The following is a 15,405-nucleotide window of genomic DNA, read 5'->3' on the forward strand; positions in this document are numbered from 1 at the left end:
TTCTCTCATGCCCGCGACCGCACCCGAACCTCCGTCCAGATGATCACCCGCGCCGCATTACCTCGAACGAGATCCGGTTTGCCACAACGCACTGACTGCCTCCGGTCGCCTCTGCAACCCGACCTAGCAGGTCACATTCGATCCGGCCCGCAAAGGTGCAGGTCAGAAAGGTGCGTCAGGAAAACCCGGCGTATGGCTCGGCTCGTCTGCCGCTTCGCATTCCACAGGCCACACCTCCTGAGGTGCCACGAAGAATCTGATACCTCGCAGCGGTGAGCTAGCACGGGGCCGACGTAAGCGAACCGCTGACGAGGGCGTCCGGCATCGGCAGGGGACCAGTCGCGGCGTCTGCGCCGCCACTGCGACCACCGGTACGGCTGCCAGTACCGCCAGGTACCCTCGGACACATCGTCAACGCGGCCCGACGGGCTTCCGCTCCACCCCGGTGGGGTCTCGAAGGACATGCCCCCACCCGCACGAGTCTCTTCGTGCTGCCTGGGGGAAGTCCTTGCTGTTCCGCGCGTCCGCGAAAACGGTCGCCGTCATGGCACTCGACGGTTCACTGTTCCTGCACCTCACCGAGCAGTTCGTCCACATGCACGGCTATCGGCCAGGAACCTCGGAGGCGCGTTCCTGGGAGCGCAGCATTCCGCTTTTGGCAGCCGTGCTCAACGAGGCAGGCCTGGGCGACGTCGAGGTCATGCTGGAGTACGCGCTACCGCTGAACAGCAAGCGTGCCGACGTCGTCCTCGCCGGTTTGCATCCGATCACGCAGGAGCCGTCCTACGTCGTGGTGGAGCTGAAGCAGTGGAGCCAGGCGGCTCCGTACGAGGACGACCCCACCCTGTGCCATGTCGACGCGTACGCGCACCCCGTGCTCAACCCGATCGAGCAGGCGCGGCGGTACTGCGGCTACCTGGTCAACTTCAACGGTGCGTTGGCCGAGCACGGCGAGCGGATCCATGGAGTGGCCTTCCTGCATAACGCCACCGAGTTCGGGGTGACGGGGCTGCGGGAGATCGAGCGCGACGGGCAGGCTCTGCTTTTCACCGGCGAGCGTCGCGGTGCGTTCCTGGAATACCTCCGGTCGAAGCTGAGCGACGGGCACCCGGGTGCCCGTGCGGCGGACGAACTGCTCGCGGGGGCCACCGTGCCGTCGAAGCAGTTGATGTCCGTGGCCGCCCAGGAGGTGCGGGAGCGGCAGCAGTTCGTCCTCCTCGACGAGCAGCAGGTCGCCTACCGCATCGTGCTCAACGCGGTGGAGCGGGCGAAGCGCGCCGACCACAAGGAAGTCGTCATCGTCACCGGCGGCCCCGGTACTGGGAAGAGCGTAATCGCGCTCCAACTGCTCGGCGAGCTCTACCGGAGGGGCGTGGCAGCGGTCCACGCGACCGGCTCGCAGTCGTTCACGAAGACGATGCGCAAGGTGGCCGGTTCGCGGAAACGGGAAGTCCAGGATCTCTTCAAGTACTTCAACAGCTTCATGGCCACGGAGAAGAACAGCCTGGGTGCTCTGATCTGTGACGAGGCGCACCGTATCCGGGAGACGTCCGCCAACCGCTACACCCGCGCGGCACTGCGGACCGGCAGGGCACAGATCGACGAACTCATCGACGTCGCCCAGGTACCGGTCTTCTTCCTCGACGAGCACCAAGTGGTGCGTCCCGGTGAGATGGGCACCGTGGAAGAGATCCGTGAGGCCGCGGCCAGACGGGGCATCGACTGCCATGTCGTTCCCCTGGAAAGCCAGTTCCGCTGCGGAGGCAGTGACGCCTATCTGCGCTGGGTGGTCCGGCTCCTCGGCCTCGAGCCCGGCGGTCCGGTTGTGTGGGAGCCCGACGACCGCATGCAGTTGCTGGCCGCCGACAACCCTGAAGAACTGGAGGCGTTCCTCGACGCACGCCGCGCCGAGAAATACGGTGCCCGGATCTCCGCGGGCTACTGCTGGCGGTGGTCACCCGAGCCCAAGCCCGGCGATCCGCTGCCTCCCGACGTCGTCATCGGGGGTTGGGCACGGCCTTGGAACCTGCGCGGTGACCGGTCGGTCTCCGGCGCGCCCCCGTCCGCCCTGTGGGCCACCGATCCTGCGGGCTTCGGGCAGATCGGCTGCGTCTACACCGCCCAGGGGTTCGAGTACGACTGGTCGGGTGTCATCATCGGCCCGGACCTGGTCTGGCGAGGCGACCGCTGGGTCACTGACCGCACCGCGTCCAAGGATCCGGTGTTCAAGAAGTCCACAGCGGACACCGACGTGGACCGTCTCATTCGGAACACCTACAAGGTGCTCCTGACGCGGGGCATGGTCGGCACGATCGTGTACTCGACCGATCCGGAGACCCGGGAGAAGCTGCGGGAACTGGTGTCCGGCCGACCGGAACCACGGCCTGCCGCGATCGAGGAGCCTCTTCTGCGACGGTGAGCGCGTGAGATCCGGCCATGATGTCGGTGCTTCCAGCCGACCGATGTGTCATATGCGCTGGGAGAGCGGTCACTTTCCTAAGATCCCAGACGTCATTGCGGCCCGACGGGCTTCCCACGTGGACACGCCCCCATCCGCACGAGTCACTCGTGCCCTGGGGGATCCATCTCGTGTCCATGCTCCTGCTGAAACTGGCAGCGCGGGATCTGCTGAACCTGAACTCGAGACGCCGTATGGTGCCCCACCTCGCCGCGAGGTGGAAACACTTCCTCAGCACCGACGCCTCGTTGACCGAACGTTCCGCCTGGGCAGAGAGCCTGGTGCATCTTGCCGAAGACCTGGTCGCCGCCGACCGCGGGAACGTAGAGATGGTCGTCGAGTGCGCGGCCACGCTCGACGAGACCGACCGCGCTGGGGACCCGCGGCTCATCGACGTCGTCCTCGTGGGCCATCATCCCGAAGAGAACGGGCTGTCCGTCCAGCTTGTCGAGTTGAAGCGTTGGTCGACGGTGACCCGGGTGGAGCGAGCCACCGCGGAACTGGTGCATGTCCCCGGCATGGGGGAGAAGAAGCATCCCGCGCTGCAACTGCGCGAGTACTACGAGGCGTTCACGAGTGAAAGAGGACCGCTGCACGGACTGGACTACGAGTGCGGCGGCTTCGCATATCTGCACAACGCCACCGACGCCGCAGTGCTCCCACTGGTCGGCGTGGACGCGCCGACCGGTGCCTATGCCCGTGTCTACACGAGCGACCGCCGCGCCCAACTGCTGTCGGACCTGCGGAGCAGCTTCGCCGACGACGGTGCCGACTCGGCGGCCGAGATCCTTTTACGGAGCATGGGCCTGCGCAACACCCCTTTGCTCGACGCGATGATCCGCTCCAGCGGCGAGGACACGGTCTTCACCCTGCGCGGCCGTCAGAAGAAGGTCGCGGACCAAATCCTCGGCACGGCCGCCAAGGTGCTTCCCGATGCCCGGCGGCCCGCGCTCCTTCCCGACGAGCGGCGGGTGGTGTTCCTTGTCACGGGCGGTGCCGGCACGGGCAAGAGCGCCATCGGTCTCCAGCTCAAGGCCGAACTGGAGGCGGAGGGCCGCACGGTCAAGTACGCGAGCGGCAGCAGGGCCTTCAACGGCGCCCTGCAGGAGCATGTCGGTTACGGCGACCGCGAGTTCAAGGAGACCTTCACCTACTTCAGCAACTTCGTCACCCCGCCCGACCCGCCCCTGGACGTGCTGATCTGCGACGAGGCCCACCGCCTGCGCGACCGCTCCACCAACCGCTTCTGGAAACCCGAGGACTGGGGCACCAAGCCTCAGGTGGACGAACTCCTCGACGCTTCCCGGTTGACGGTGTTCTTCCTCGACGAAGGCCAGTCCGTGCGCCCGCAGGAGGTCGGCACCGCCGCTCTCGTGGAGGACGCGGCACGGCGCTACGACGCCCAGCTGGTCCGTAGCAGCCTGTGGGAACAGTTCCGGTGCGGCGGCAGCGACGCCTACATCCGCTGGGTACGCGGCGCGTTGGGAGTGTCCGATGCGGAGCCGGAGCCGTGGACCCCGGACGGACTGATGCACGTCGAGGTTGTGGACAACCCGGAGGAACTCGAACAGATCATCCGTTCCGAGGCCGGGGCGGGAGCATCGGCGCGCATGGTCGCCGGATACTGCTGGCCCTGGACGAAACCTTTGGGCAAGGAGAAGCGGCTTGAGCCCGACGTCCGGATCGGTGACTGGCACCGGCCGTGGAACGCGGACAGCGACTCCTTCTGCGAGAACAAGACCGTCCCGCCTTCCAAGATCTGGTCCGTGCACGAGAACGGTCTCGGCCAGATCGGCTGTGTGTACACCGCGCAGGGCCTGGAGTGGGACTGGTGCGGTGTGATCATGGGTGAGGACATGGTGCGCCGGGGCGACCGCTGGGTGTTCCGCCGGGGCAAGGAGAGGGCGGACATGGAGGCGGGCGTCAAGAGGGTGGCCGTTCCCGGGTCGTTCGATCCCAAGGTGAAGCCGAAGAGCGTGGACGACGATGAGTTCGCCCGCCTCGTTCGGCACGCGTACCACGTGCTGATGACCCGGGCGAGCCGGGCGACCGTGCTCTACTCCACGGACGAGGAGACCCGGGCATACCTGAAGGAGCTGGTCGGCGACGTCCAGATCCACGGTCTGCGACCCACTTGGGAGAATCTGCCGGAGCAGGCGCGACAGCCACACCTGCCCCGCCCCGGCCGAGGGCGGCGCCGTCGCAGGAAGCGCCAGAAGGACACCCTGCCCGGAGAGCTGCGCCTCTTCTGACGCGGGGACCAGCATGTGGAGTGGCGGGCTCTCCCGGGCCCGCCACCTGCCGGTCAGAAGACCAGGCGTGCTGCCGCGGTCAGCGCCGCCATCAACAGGTTGATGACGACTCCCACCGCGACGTCGACCAGAATCTGACGAATCCGGTCACGACGTGCAGGCTTGTACTCAACGGGGTTCATCGGTTTCCACTCCTGAGCGTGAGCTGGGAATGGCAGGGATCGCCCTACCGGGCATCCGCAGTCACACCGCGTACAGCACGCGGTGGAGACCACTCGTCGCTCATCGCCGAGGACCAGCACCTGGAACACCGCCGACGTACCCTCCGGGAAGGTGCACAGCGGGTAACCACGTTAGTGCACGCGCCAGTTGGCGCAGATCGATTTTGGACGCGCGATGTCACCTGAGGGGGTGGGCGAGGCTCCAGGACATTGTTGATCCATGCACCACAAGTCACCGGAGTCGGGCGATAAGGAGGGAATGTTCCACACTCCCATCCTTCACCGCCTCTTTTCACGGCACGGCCAGCCAGGGCTTCGACTTTCGCGGCTTCCACCACCGGAAGATGGAATCGTGGAAATGGCGGAGCAGGTACTACTTGCAACGCTGGCCCTCGGCCAGAGCGATGCGAGTACTGCGGGACAAAGTCCGTACGGCGACCGCTCGTTCGAAGACTGAGCGGCCGGTATCCGCCGTGGTCGCCGATCTCAACCCGGTCCTGCGGGGCTGGGCGGCGTACTTCCGTAACGGGAACTCCGGACGGAAGTTCAACGTGGTCGACGGCTATGTCCACGAACGGCTGGCGATCTTCGCCAGCGCGAAACACAGACGTGCGGGCAGGAACTGGATCACCCGATTTACTTATGGGTGGATCACCCGGCTCGGTGTCTACCGTCTTACCGGAAACGTGCACAGGGCAACGGGGCATGCCAGCCGGTGAACGATGTCGGAAAGCCGTGTGCGGGAGAACTGCATGCACGGTTTGAAGCGGCGGGGACTGGAAATGGAGCGTCAGCCACCGCGCCAGTCCCCGACCCTGCTAAGTCTCCCGGAGCGCAGCGAGCGGGCGCGAGGGTCGGACGGCCGCGAGGAGCATCAGGACGAGGGTGGTGGCTCCGAATGCAGCGTGGGCGGTGACCACGGGCACGGACAGGTGGCACATCAAGGCCTCTTGACTTCCGAGAACGGGAGAACGAGCCAGATGCGGCAACCACAGCATCGTCCGTACCCGGCCGGAGCGGAGGCCCGCCCCTACATCGCATCAGGGATGAACAGCTGCCTGTCGGCCATCGTTTCGCAGGCCTGTCGGAAGGGCCATTTTGGGGCCCTGACAGTCGTTAGCGCGTCCCGTAAGATTCCGACTACTGTGTGCCACATTAGGGGGACATTGGGGGGCTTTCGTGCTCGATGCGAAGCAGCATCAGGGCAAGTTCGGCGAAGACTACGTCCGTGTCCTGGCCTCTGCGGCAGGGCTGATCGTCCTGCAAGGCGATCTTGACGCGGACGGGGTCGATCTCGGGTTCCGCGCCACCGGCCGCTACGGACGGACGCTGTCACCCACTGTCGAGGCTCAGATCAAGACATGGTCGGCGCCGTCCGTGTCGTCCGGCCACCTGAACTACCGCGGGCTCAATGAGTGGCAGTTCAACAGGCTCGCCGGTCCCGACTTCACCGTGCCCCGGTTTCTGTTCGTCATCTGTGTCCCCGCTGACAACCAGGCGTACGCGGCCATGAGCACCGACGGTGTGATGCTCCGTCACCTCGGCTACTTCGTCTCGCTTCGCTGCGAGGAGCCGATCAAGGACCCCGACCGTCACCGAAAGCGTCCGGTCAGAGTTCCGACAGCGAACGTGCTCACCGCCGCCTCACTGCGCCGGCTCGCCGAGACGCAGTCCGACTGGTAGGGGAACCGATGACGATTCCGCTGAAGGTCGACGACATCGCCAGTTATCTGGCGGAAACGGGCTGGGAGCGGGATCCACAAGGCTGGCGCGGAGCGAGTGTGTGGCAACACCCGGGCGACTACGAGGTGTTGGTACCCGCTCGCGACGGCATGGGCGACAACGACCGTCGAGTACGGGAGATCCTGCGCTGTCTGTGCGCGCTGGAGGACCGGCCGGCGAGCGACATCGCCCTGGAGATCGCCAGACCGCAACTGGACAAGCAGTCCTTCCGCACGTTTCCCACCGGCCACGACCCCGGCTACACCTCGCTGCTTCTGGGTACGCAGACGGTGCTGGGTGTCCGCAACCTCCTGACGGCGGCGGCGCGCACCGTCGTGCAGGGTCCGCACTTTGCCTTCGCCGGCCGGCAACCGGGCGTGGTGGGTGACCTCTTGCGCGCAGCCGAACTCGGCCCCTCCCGCGCCGGGAGCTACGTCGTCGAGATCCGGGTGGCGGCGGACGCGACGGCCCGAACCCCGAGCGGGGAGCAGGTCACCGGTCGGGCCGTGCTGGTCCAGATGCTCGAGGCGGTGAGCGCGGCCCAGGCAGCCGTAGCGGCGGACGCGCCCGCGGCCTTCGACGAGACCGTCACGGCCGGCGTCTCCGCGGATCTGTGCAAGGCGCTCAGTGAGCTCTCCGGTTTTGACCGGAGCGAGCCCTTCGAGATCGGCTTCCGGTGGGCGCGCTCGCAGCCACGCGATGTGGCGTCACGCGTCGTCGCGTTCCCGGAGACCTCGGGATCGCTTCTGCACGCCGCGTCCCTGCGGCTTCGCGGCCTCAACGCCACCGGTGCCGCGACGGTCTCCGGTTTGGTCGAGGGGCTGCATGACGACTCCTCCGGCAACGACCGGTGGCGGATCAAGGTCCGCGGTGAGTTGCGCACCGAGCACGCCGAACTGGTCCGGCGGGCCGTCTGGGTGCGGCTCCCGGACCAGGCCTCGTACGACCGTGCGATCACCGCGCATCGGGAACGGCAGGTGATCACCGTCATGGGCGAGTTGTCCAGCATGACCGGCCGGGTGGAACTGGTGCCCAGGCGGGGGTTCGACATCTGACCGGATTTCGGCTCATCGAGGAGGGGTACTGTGCCGACGGAGTTGACTGTACGGGATCATGCATCGCTGTTCGCCCTGATGGTGGTCGCACGGCCGGTGACCAACCGTGAACTGCGCGAACTCGCGGGCCTGGTGATCACCGCGGCGGTGCGACGGCGAGTGAACCAGGATACCGAGCGGATCGTGACCAGGAAGCACGGTGCGGTCAACACGCACCAGCTCACGTCCGCGGGCCGGACCTGGTGCGAGTCCGCTCTGGTCGCCGGACGCCCGGACGGAGCGAAGTTTCCGGCCGGGGTGCTCTACGTGGTGCTGGACAACGTCGGACAGTACCTGGCCCGCTCCGGCACCAAGTTCGGCGAGTTCTTCCAGCCCGACGTCGAGGACTGGATCCGCGCGGTCTACACGGAACTCACCGCCCGCCGGAAACCGGGCAGCTGGGTCAGACTGTCGGCGCTGCGCCCATGGCTCGAGAACCTGCCGCGAGGGGCCGTCGACGCCGAACTCGACCGGATGATCGAGCAGCCCGACGTACAGCTGATGGGCGAGCTCAACCAGCGCACGCTCAGCGACGAGGACCGCAGAGCCGCCGTCGACATCGGCGGCGAACCCCGCCACCTGCTGCGGATCGGACCGGCGTGAACGGGGAACTCGCCGCCCTGGAGACGCTGTACATCAACACTGCGCTGACCCAGGAAGAGATCTGGACACCGGTGACCTCCTACCACGTCGACGGCCTTCATCCTGAGGTGTTCCGGCGGCTGGGGAGGGCAATGAGCGCCGTCGAGCGCGCCCACTCGCCGGTTGCGACCGTGGTGCGTGGCGAGAGCGGTTCGGGCAAGACGCATCTGCTCGGCTGGACCCGCCACGAGATCCAGGAGCGTGGCGGCTCCTTCTTCTACGTCAAGCTTGTCACCGGCCGGGACTTCTGGGAGAGCGCCGCCGACAGTCTCGTCGACAGTCTCTACCGGGAGGACGAAGGCGGCCAGGAACAACTGATTCGCCTGCTCGACGAGCTTTCGCGCCAGGCTCGCCTCGACACGGATACCCATAACGCCGTCACTGGCCGGCGCGAGTTGACGCGCGCCCATGTCGATGCGTTCGTTCGGGGGATCCGGACCATCGACCGGCAGGTGGGCAACGAGGCCGCGGACACGGCCCGCGCGCTGGCGCTCATAGCCTCCACCGGCGATTCCGTGGAGATCGGCAGGGCCTACTTCGCGCTCAACAACGACGGGGACAAGCGCGCCGCCTGGGGGATGTCGCCGGGCGGGCGACCGGCTCAACTCGTCCTCCGCGATCTGACGCGCCTGTTCGCCCTGGTCGGACCGCTGGTGTTCGCCTTCGACCAGCTCGACACCCTGGTGTCCGCCGCGGAGACGTCGTCGCTGACGTCGGCCCCTTCCGGCGAGGGCCGGGCCGCTAAGCGGCTGAGCAGTGAGATCGCCACCGGCCTGATGGAACTGCGGGAGGAAGCCCGCCGGACCCTGATGGTCGTGGCGTGCCACGAGGACACCTGGGAGCAGATTTCGCGGGCGGCAGTCCGGTCCGCCCTGGACCGGTTCGAGGTTCTGCCGACGCTCGGCGCGATTCCCGACGAGGCCACCGCCGCCGCCATCGTAAGCAGCCGCTTTCGGGCCTACTACGAGTCGGTGGGGTTCATTCCGCGCTATCCCACCTGGCCGGTCACCTCGGCGGCGCTGGCCGAAGCCCCACACCGTTACACCGCACGGCGGCTGCTCATCCGGGTCCAGAAGCACATCGAGGCGTGTCTACAGACCGGCACGGTGGCCGAACTGATCTCCCTGGCAGGCGCAGAGCCCACGGCAGCCGCACCGCCCGCACCGGCGAGGGCCGTCAACCTGAGCACCCTCACGGAGCCCTTCGACAAGCTCCGTACCGAGGCGGACGACCTCGGGCCGCTCGACCCCACGACCGAGGACGGGTTGATGCCCGCTCTGCTGGGCGCGGGGCTGCGGAGTCTGGTCAGGGAACTGGGCGCCGACGAGACGCGGTTCTCCATCGAGACCGACTTCGGCCGCAAGGCGGCGTTGCACGCCCGGTTGCGCTATGTCGTCGACGAGGCCAGCGAGAACGAATTCCACTGGTCCTTCCGGGCGATCGCCGCGAACAACGCCATCGCCGCCCAGAACCGGATTCGTAACGCGGCCGTAGAGGCCGGCCTGACGGCCGACCTGGCGAGCCGCCGGCTGATCCTGCTGCGGAACATGCCGTACCCGAGCGGCCCCAAGACCAAGGGCATCAAGGACGACTTCGAGGCGCGGGGCGGCGTGTCGTTACCGATCGGCGCCGCCGACCTCCGGACCCTGGCCGCCCTCCGGGCCATGCTCGACGACCGTACGTCAGGCCTGGACGAATGGCTGCGACAGGAGCGCCCCGCTTCCCGCATCGAGGTCTTCGCGCCGGTGCTGGGAGACTTACGGCAGCATCTCGGCATCGCGACCACGGAAGTCGGCTCCAGGGTGGCGGCGGATGCGGCGGGCATACCGGAGGACGCCGAGCCTGCTCGTACCGAAATCGTCGTCGGAACCACGGTCCGGGGCGGCCGTTCGTTTGCGGTACCCATGGAACGACTCCGAATGCACACCGCGGTGGTGGGCGCGGCGGGATCGGGCAAGACGGTCCTGATCAAGCGGCTTGTGGAGCAGTGCGCTCTGCGCGGCGTCTCGGCGATTGTGCTGGATCCGAACGACGACCTCGCACGGCTCGGCGACCCCTGGTCGCGCCCGCCGAAGGGTTGGACGGACGACCATGAGCGCGAGGCCCGACGCTATTTCGCGGATGTCGAAGTGGTGGTGTGGACACCGGGTCTGAACCGGGGACGTCCGATCTCCTTCTACCCGCTTCCCGATTTCGGTCCCGTCCTTGACGACGAGGACGACTTCCCCCGTCTGGTCAGGTCGACCGTGACCTCACTCGCGCCACATGCCGGTGTACGCGGCAGCAGTGCTCGCGCGACCCAGCAGCTGGGGGTCCTCAAACGTGCCCTCGAACGGTACGCGCGCGACGGCGGCAAGACCCTGGCCGGCTTCGTCGAGCTGCTCGCCGAGCCCCCGAGCGACATCGTGAACAGCAGGACCAGTCGCTTCGCGGTTCAGATGGCGGACACGCTGGAAGCCGCGATGGAGACCGACCCGCTGTTCGGGGAGTCCGGCGCACCCGCCGATCCCGGCATGCTCTTGATCCCGTCGCCGGGAAAGGCCGCCCGTATCTCGGTGATCAGCTTCATCGGCCTGTCCGGCGACGGACCGGCCCAATTCGTCAGCCGCCTCCAGGCGACCTTGTTCTCATGGTTCAGGGCACACCCGGTCGGCGACCGTGCCCTGGGCGGGCTGCTGGTGATGGACGAGGCGCAGAACTTTGTGCCCTCCGGTACATCGAATCCGAGTACGGACAGCACGGTCGAACTCATCCGCCAGATACGCAAGTACGGACTCGGGATAGTCCTCGCCTCACAGCTCCCCAGGGGGATCCACAACCAGGCGCTGGGCAACACCGTGAACCAGTTCATCGGCCGACTCACAGGACCCGCCCACATCGAGGCGGCCAGGACCATGGCTCAGGCGCGGAACGCAGTCCTCGACAACCTCGCCGGTCTCAAGGCCGGCATGTTCAACGCCGCAAGCGAGGGGACCGGATTCAGCAAGATCGAGGTGCCGATCTGCCTCAGTCACCACGATGTGCCGCTCAAGGAGGACGAGATCGTCGAGCGAGCCCGCCGGGGTACCTGAGCGGTCGTGAGGTGGTGAGCGCGTCCTGGCCCGTGTCGAAACCCTGACCTGCACGGACACCGTCGCCAGGGCGCTTGAGCCGTCCTATCCCGGCGGTCACCCCCATGGCGGTGGGTGAACTGCTCACCGCTCATCTGGCCGTCGTAGTCCAGTCCCCCGACGGACCAAGCCGTTTCCGACCGCACGATGTCATCCGGGAGCACACCCAGCAGGTGTCGAGGGACCTCCCGGAGGCGAAAGCCGCGCAGTTCTGCGGGCCGTGGCCGACCTGATTTCCGTCGGCGGCGGTTCAGCGGCGTGGCTCAGACGACGCGCCGGATCGCCTCAGCCGACGCTGCCTGGCGCGGGAGGATTTCACTCTGTTTCAGCTGCGATCTTGGTCGGATTCGGGCTGGGTGAGTTGTTGTTGCCAGTCGTTGAACTGCTGGCGGAGCGCGGCGGCTGCCTGGGTGTCGAGGCCGTAGGCGGCGTATTGCTTGTCGGTGTAGCGCTGCACACGGCGGAGGGCGTTGGCGAACATCCGTCGGTCGAATCCGGCGTCGTTCTGTGTGGCGAGTTCGATCAGCTGCTCACGGCTGTAGCCGGTCTTGAGCAGGCCGTCGACATCGATGGCGTCGCGGACCTCGGCCCGGGTGAACAGGGCGCCGGTTTTGCCGGCGGCGACGTCGTAACGGTGGAGCACAGGACCGAGCCGGCGATGGGCCGGGCGCATGGCGGAGGAATACTGCGACGAGTTCCACCTTGGTTTGTGATCCGGTGGACGGATCGATGACGTTCAACCGGCTGTAGGTAGGGGTCTGTTGGGCCGTCTCCACCGTGTATCCAGCCGCCGAATACGCCTTGATGAGCCGGGCGACCGCCTCGGGCATCTCGTCGGCGGCGCGATCGATGGGCGCTAACAGGTCGACGTCATCGCTCATTTGACGATGCGGTGCGCCTGGATGGCATAGCCGCCCGCGAGTGCGTACCCGTAGTCCTTGGCGAGTGCGTCGAGCCCGATCAGCCGCCGATGCAGTTCCTCCACTATGCCGCGGCCGCCTTCCCCGCGAGCTCGGTGAACCGGGACTGCCAGGCCGTACGGACCGGCAGAGGGAGGAACAGGTCGGCCCACAGCCGCCGCAGAAGCGGGCCGTTCAGGTAGGTCTCGAGGTCGGCCGGGGTCTGGGCCTCACGGATGACCCGTTCGTGCATCAACACGACATCAGCCTGGTCGGCCAGGTCGTAGACCTATCGGGGACCCCAGTCGAGGTGACGGGGCAGAGTGACTGTACCCGTCGTCGGCCCGTCCAGCTCGGGCAGCGCCGTCGGCAGGGTGTAGGGCTTGGCTGCCGCGTACCTGTTCATGACCCCAGCATGCCGCAATCGGCCTGTCCGGCGGTATCCGCGGCGCGTTTGTCGCGGGATGGGCCACATGGCAGGGAGCAGCCTGATCGAGGATGACGGGGTCCGGTCGAGGGACACGGCCCCAATCAGGCGTTTGGCGCGCCTCATTGTCGGCACACCAAGCAGTCTGTTCCGCCCGCTGTGCACGCGGTGTGCACTGCTTCTGGACATGTGGAACGTCCGCGCAGGTCAGAGACCGTTTTCATCAAACCTGTAAGGGTCCCTGGCGTACAGCCCGGACTCGTCTGCCGCTCCGCGTTTGCTGCTGCCGTTGCGACCACCGTTACGACTGTCAATACCGCGAGGTAGGGCTCACCCGAGGGAAGCCCCGCATCCGCGCGGCTACCACCTCGCGAGGTTCGCCAGATGCGTGGCCGGTACGTATCGCGTGAGCGATGGCATGTGTCCGTCTGGCGGCACGGCGTGTGCCCGCGAAGGGCCGTGAGGTGACTACGCAACCCGACACGAGGAGTCGCAGAACCTGCTGACGCCCGCGCAGCGGGATCCGTATCCCGTGCACATCCGGACATGGGGACCTGCGCAGCACCTCGCGCGGGTCTGCACGACCCAGGTACGCAAGCCCGCGCAAGTGGTGCGCAGACAGTGTCCTCACCCCGGACTGCGCAGGTCCCTGGCCGGTCATGGAGCCGGGTGCGCATCGCTCGTACAACGATGCGCAATACCCACGAACTTGGTGGCACGTCAGGTGTGGCAGACGTGTGGTCGGCGATATGGCCTGGGGCGACCATGACCCCGACCACGGCAGGTAGGCGGTGGGTGCGCAGGTTCCGATTCGCCTACGCGCTCTGACTGCGCAGCCGTCCGCGCGTGCTGCGCATCTGGTGCGGGCTCGGTCTGCAGTTGGCTGCGCGACGCTGTGGTCAGGGCCGTGGTCGCGGTTTTCGGGCCCATGGTCGGGCCCATGGGCGGGCCTATGGTCGGGGTTTCGGGTCGTGGTCGGGCCCTGCGCAGCGGCGATGCAGGGGTGTTGAGTGATGCGCAGGGGCTGCGTAGGCCGTTTACGCATGCGGCTACGAGCTCCAGGCGACCGTGCGGACGGGGTGCCACACGGGTTCGGAGGGGCCGTAGGTGTGCAGGTCTGCCAGCGCCGCGGCCAGGACGGGGACGGTGTGCAGGAAGAGGGTCAGCGCCGGGTCTTTGGCGGCCGCGTGCAGGGCGTTGATGCGGGTGGTGACGCCGGCGGGGCCGGTGCCGTCCAGGACGAACAGGAGGCGGGGGAAGAGCGGGTAGCGCTGTCGCCATTCCTCCTGCACGGCATCTGTCCGATGCTCGGTCGGCGCTGTCCCAAGGGAGTGGGGACATAGCGGTGGAGGCGGGCGTAGGAGGTAAGTTTCGAGGCCAGGCGTTCGGGGCCCATGGTGGCCCGGTCGACCTCGACGAAGGCCCGCAGCATCGGCCCGGCGCTGCCCTCACGGCCGCGCCGGTAGTACATGAGCGCGTCGGGGATAACGGCCTCGCCGCCCCCGATGGGGTGGTGGACCTCGGGGATCCAGTCCAGCGGTCGGCACAGTTCGCCGCGGTGGCGGGCGTGCTCCAGGAAGACCAGCGCGGTCTCGGTCACCGTCAGCGTGTGCCCGACCCGCAGCCGTGCGGCGGTCGGATCAGACACTGTTTTCGGTGGCCGCCGCCCGCGTAACTCCGGCCACTCGCATGCGACCTGCACACCGTAAGAGGTGGGAAACCATACCCGTAGCCGCCCCGCCCTAGGCAGGGTGATGCGATCGATCAGCCCCTCCTCGCGCAACTTGGCCAGCTTGCGTCGGATCTGCTCGCTGCGCACTCCCGGGGCGATCACCCGGTGCATCTGCTCGGTGGTGGCCATCCGGTACTGCACCAGCACCGCCAATGCCATCCGATCCCCACTGCCGGCATCCACATCCGTCATCGTCGGCCCCCTCTCCAGTACAGGGCGGCACCGTTCGGTACGGCGCCGCGCGTACCGGCCACGACAGCGGGCAACTCCGACCACACCTGCGACCAGGAGGGCCCGACCACGGTCACGATGCGACAACACCGCCGCCGACCGGGCCGACAACCGCGTCGATATCCCCGCCGACACCTGTCCACTCCGTTGCGCGCCAGGGTGACGTATCCGCAGGTCACCAGGGACTTGTTGGCGTGGTCGGCAGCCCGACATCCCCCTCTGCACACCCCCGCGCTCGCCCCCGAACAAAGGAAGACAGGGGACAGCGGGCGAACGGGCGGGTGCGTGCCTGCGGGGGATCGGGGGCGCCGTTGTTCATGTTGCGCGTCGGCGGCAGCCTCCGCGCCAGGGCGCCGCAAGAACGGCGCACACCCAGTAGAACCGCCAGGACCTGGGGAGTGGAACGCGGACGAAAAGGGGATCTCCAGAGCCGTTGCTTGAACGAGTATGTCGCGTTGACACAGGGCTCAGGAGCCCACGGCCGACCGGAATGACCTCGCTGTCGGCGAGCGATGTCCGCGTGCCCCGTTACCTTTCTCGTGGCCCCGCAATGGGGTGCCTGGCCCCCGGGTCCGGTATGGCTGTGTGCCCCCTGTCGAAGGCGATGACCTGGGGGG

Annotated in this window: 12 protein-coding genes and 1 pseudogene; 8 read left to right on the forward strand and 5 right to left on the reverse strand. The window is 67.5% G+C overall.

The features are described 5' to 3' along the window. The first annotated feature begins 508 nt into the window (after positions 1–508). Both AB0I51_RS47225 and AB0I51_RS47230 read left to right on the forward strand, forming a co-directional pair. Entirely contained in the window at positions 509–2,419 is a 1,911-nt protein-coding gene (locus AB0I51_RS47225) for a DUF2075 domain-containing protein (protein ID WP_362985529.1), read from the forward strand. A 287-nt stretch (positions 2,420–2,706) separates the two neighbouring features. Continuing rightward, complete coding sequence (locus AB0I51_RS47230) at positions 2,707–4,710, forward strand: DUF2075 domain-containing protein (protein ID WP_362985531.1); 2,004 nt, start codon at positions 2,707–2,709, stop codon at positions 4,708–4,710. A gap of 53 nt (positions 4,711–4,763) precedes the next feature. On the opposite strand, the gene AB0I51_RS47235 is transcribed toward AB0I51_RS47230, so the two are convergent. After that, positions 4,764–4,892: a DUF6408 family protein gene (locus AB0I51_RS47235; RefSeq protein ID WP_262057860.1), complete on the reverse strand. Its 129-nt coding sequence runs from the start codon at positions 4,890–4,892 to the stop codon at positions 4,764–4,766. A gap of 443 nt (positions 4,893–5,335) precedes the next feature. Between AB0I51_RS47235 and AB0I51_RS47240 the strand changes: the two genes are divergently transcribed. The 6 genes from AB0I51_RS47240 to AB0I51_RS47265 all read left to right on the forward strand — a co-directional run bounded on the left by AB0I51_RS47240 (position 5,336) and on the right by AB0I51_RS47265 (position 11,732). Further along, positions 5,336–5,650: a group II intron maturase-specific domain-containing protein gene (locus AB0I51_RS47240; RefSeq protein ID WP_362985533.1), complete on the forward strand. Its 315-nt coding sequence runs from the start codon at positions 5,336–5,338 to the stop codon at positions 5,648–5,650. A gap of 460 nt (positions 5,651–6,110) precedes the next feature. After that, positions 6,111–6,614: a DUF4365 domain-containing protein gene (locus AB0I51_RS47245; protein WP_362985535.1), complete on the forward strand. Its 504-nt coding sequence runs from the start codon at positions 6,111–6,113 to the stop codon at positions 6,612–6,614. 8 nt (positions 6,615–6,622) lie between these two features. After that, positions 6,623–7,708: a hypothetical protein gene (locus tag AB0I51_RS47250; protein WP_362985537.1), complete on the forward strand. Its 1,086-nt coding sequence runs from the start codon at positions 6,623–6,625 to the stop codon at positions 7,706–7,708. Positions 7,709–7,738: 30 nt separating this feature from the next. Next, positions 7,739–8,350: a hypothetical protein gene (locus AB0I51_RS47255; RefSeq protein WP_362985539.1), complete on the forward strand. Its 612-nt coding sequence runs from the start codon at positions 7,739–7,741 to the stop codon at positions 8,348–8,350. After that, a complete protein-coding gene (locus AB0I51_RS47260) occupies positions 8,347–11,460 on the forward strand; it encodes a DUF87 domain-containing protein (protein WP_362985541.1) in 3,114 nt (1,037 codons plus the stop codon). The genes AB0I51_RS47255 and AB0I51_RS47260 overlap by 4 nt, the downstream gene beginning before the upstream one ends. Positions 11,461–11,534: 74 nt before the next feature. Further along, entirely contained in the window at positions 11,535–11,732 is a 198-nt protein-coding gene (locus tag AB0I51_RS47265) for a hypothetical protein (RefSeq protein WP_362985543.1), read from the forward strand. A 92-nt stretch (positions 11,733–11,824) separates the two neighbouring features. Here the strand turns inward: AB0I51_RS47265 and AB0I51_RS47270 are convergent, their stop codons facing one another. The 4 genes and pseudogenes from AB0I51_RS47270 to AB0I51_RS47285 form a co-directional block, all read right to left on the reverse strand. Further along, a complete protein-coding gene (locus AB0I51_RS47270) occupies positions 11,825–12,172 on the reverse strand; it encodes a hypothetical protein (RefSeq protein WP_362985544.1) in 348 nt (115 codons plus the stop codon). A gap of 311 nt (positions 12,173–12,483) precedes the next feature. Further along, positions 12,484–12,657, reverse strand: coding sequence for a hypothetical protein (locus AB0I51_RS47275; RefSeq protein ID WP_362985546.1), 174 nt, complete (start codon positions 12,655–12,657; stop codon positions 12,484–12,486). A 1,217-nt stretch (positions 12,658–13,874) separates the two neighbouring features. After that, positions 13,875–14,117 (reverse strand): hypothetical protein, encoded by a 243-nt coding sequence (locus AB0I51_RS47280; protein ID WP_362985548.1) that lies wholly within the window; start codon positions 14,115–14,117, stop codon positions 13,875–13,877. Positions 14,118–14,227: 110 nt separating this feature from the next. Further along, positions 14,228–15,001: pseudogene (locus AB0I51_RS47285) on the reverse strand (replication-relaxation family protein); the annotation flags it as partial. Positions 15,002–15,405 lie beyond the last annotated feature (404 nt).

The organism is Streptomyces sp. NPDC050549 (genome assembly GCF_040655035.1).
GTDB lineage: Bacteria > Actinomycetota > Actinomycetes > Streptomycetales > Streptomycetaceae > Streptomyces.

Coding starts and splice junctions, on each gene's coding strand:
- AB0I51_RS47235 (WP_262057860.1), bottom strand. CDS start 4,892: ATGAACCCCGTTGAGTACAAGCCTGCACGTCGTGACCGGATTCGTCAG.
- AB0I51_RS47240 (WP_362985533.1), top strand. CDS start 5,336: ATGCGAGTACTGCGGGACAAAGTCCGTACGGCGACCGCTCGTTCGAAG.
- AB0I51_RS47250 (WP_362985537.1), top strand. CDS start 6,623: ATGACGATTCCGCTGAAGGTCGACGACATCGCCAGTTATCTGGCGGAA.
- AB0I51_RS47270 (WP_362985544.1), bottom strand. CDS start 12,172: ATGCGCCCGGCCCATCGCCGGCTCGGTCCTGTGCTCCACCGTTACGAC.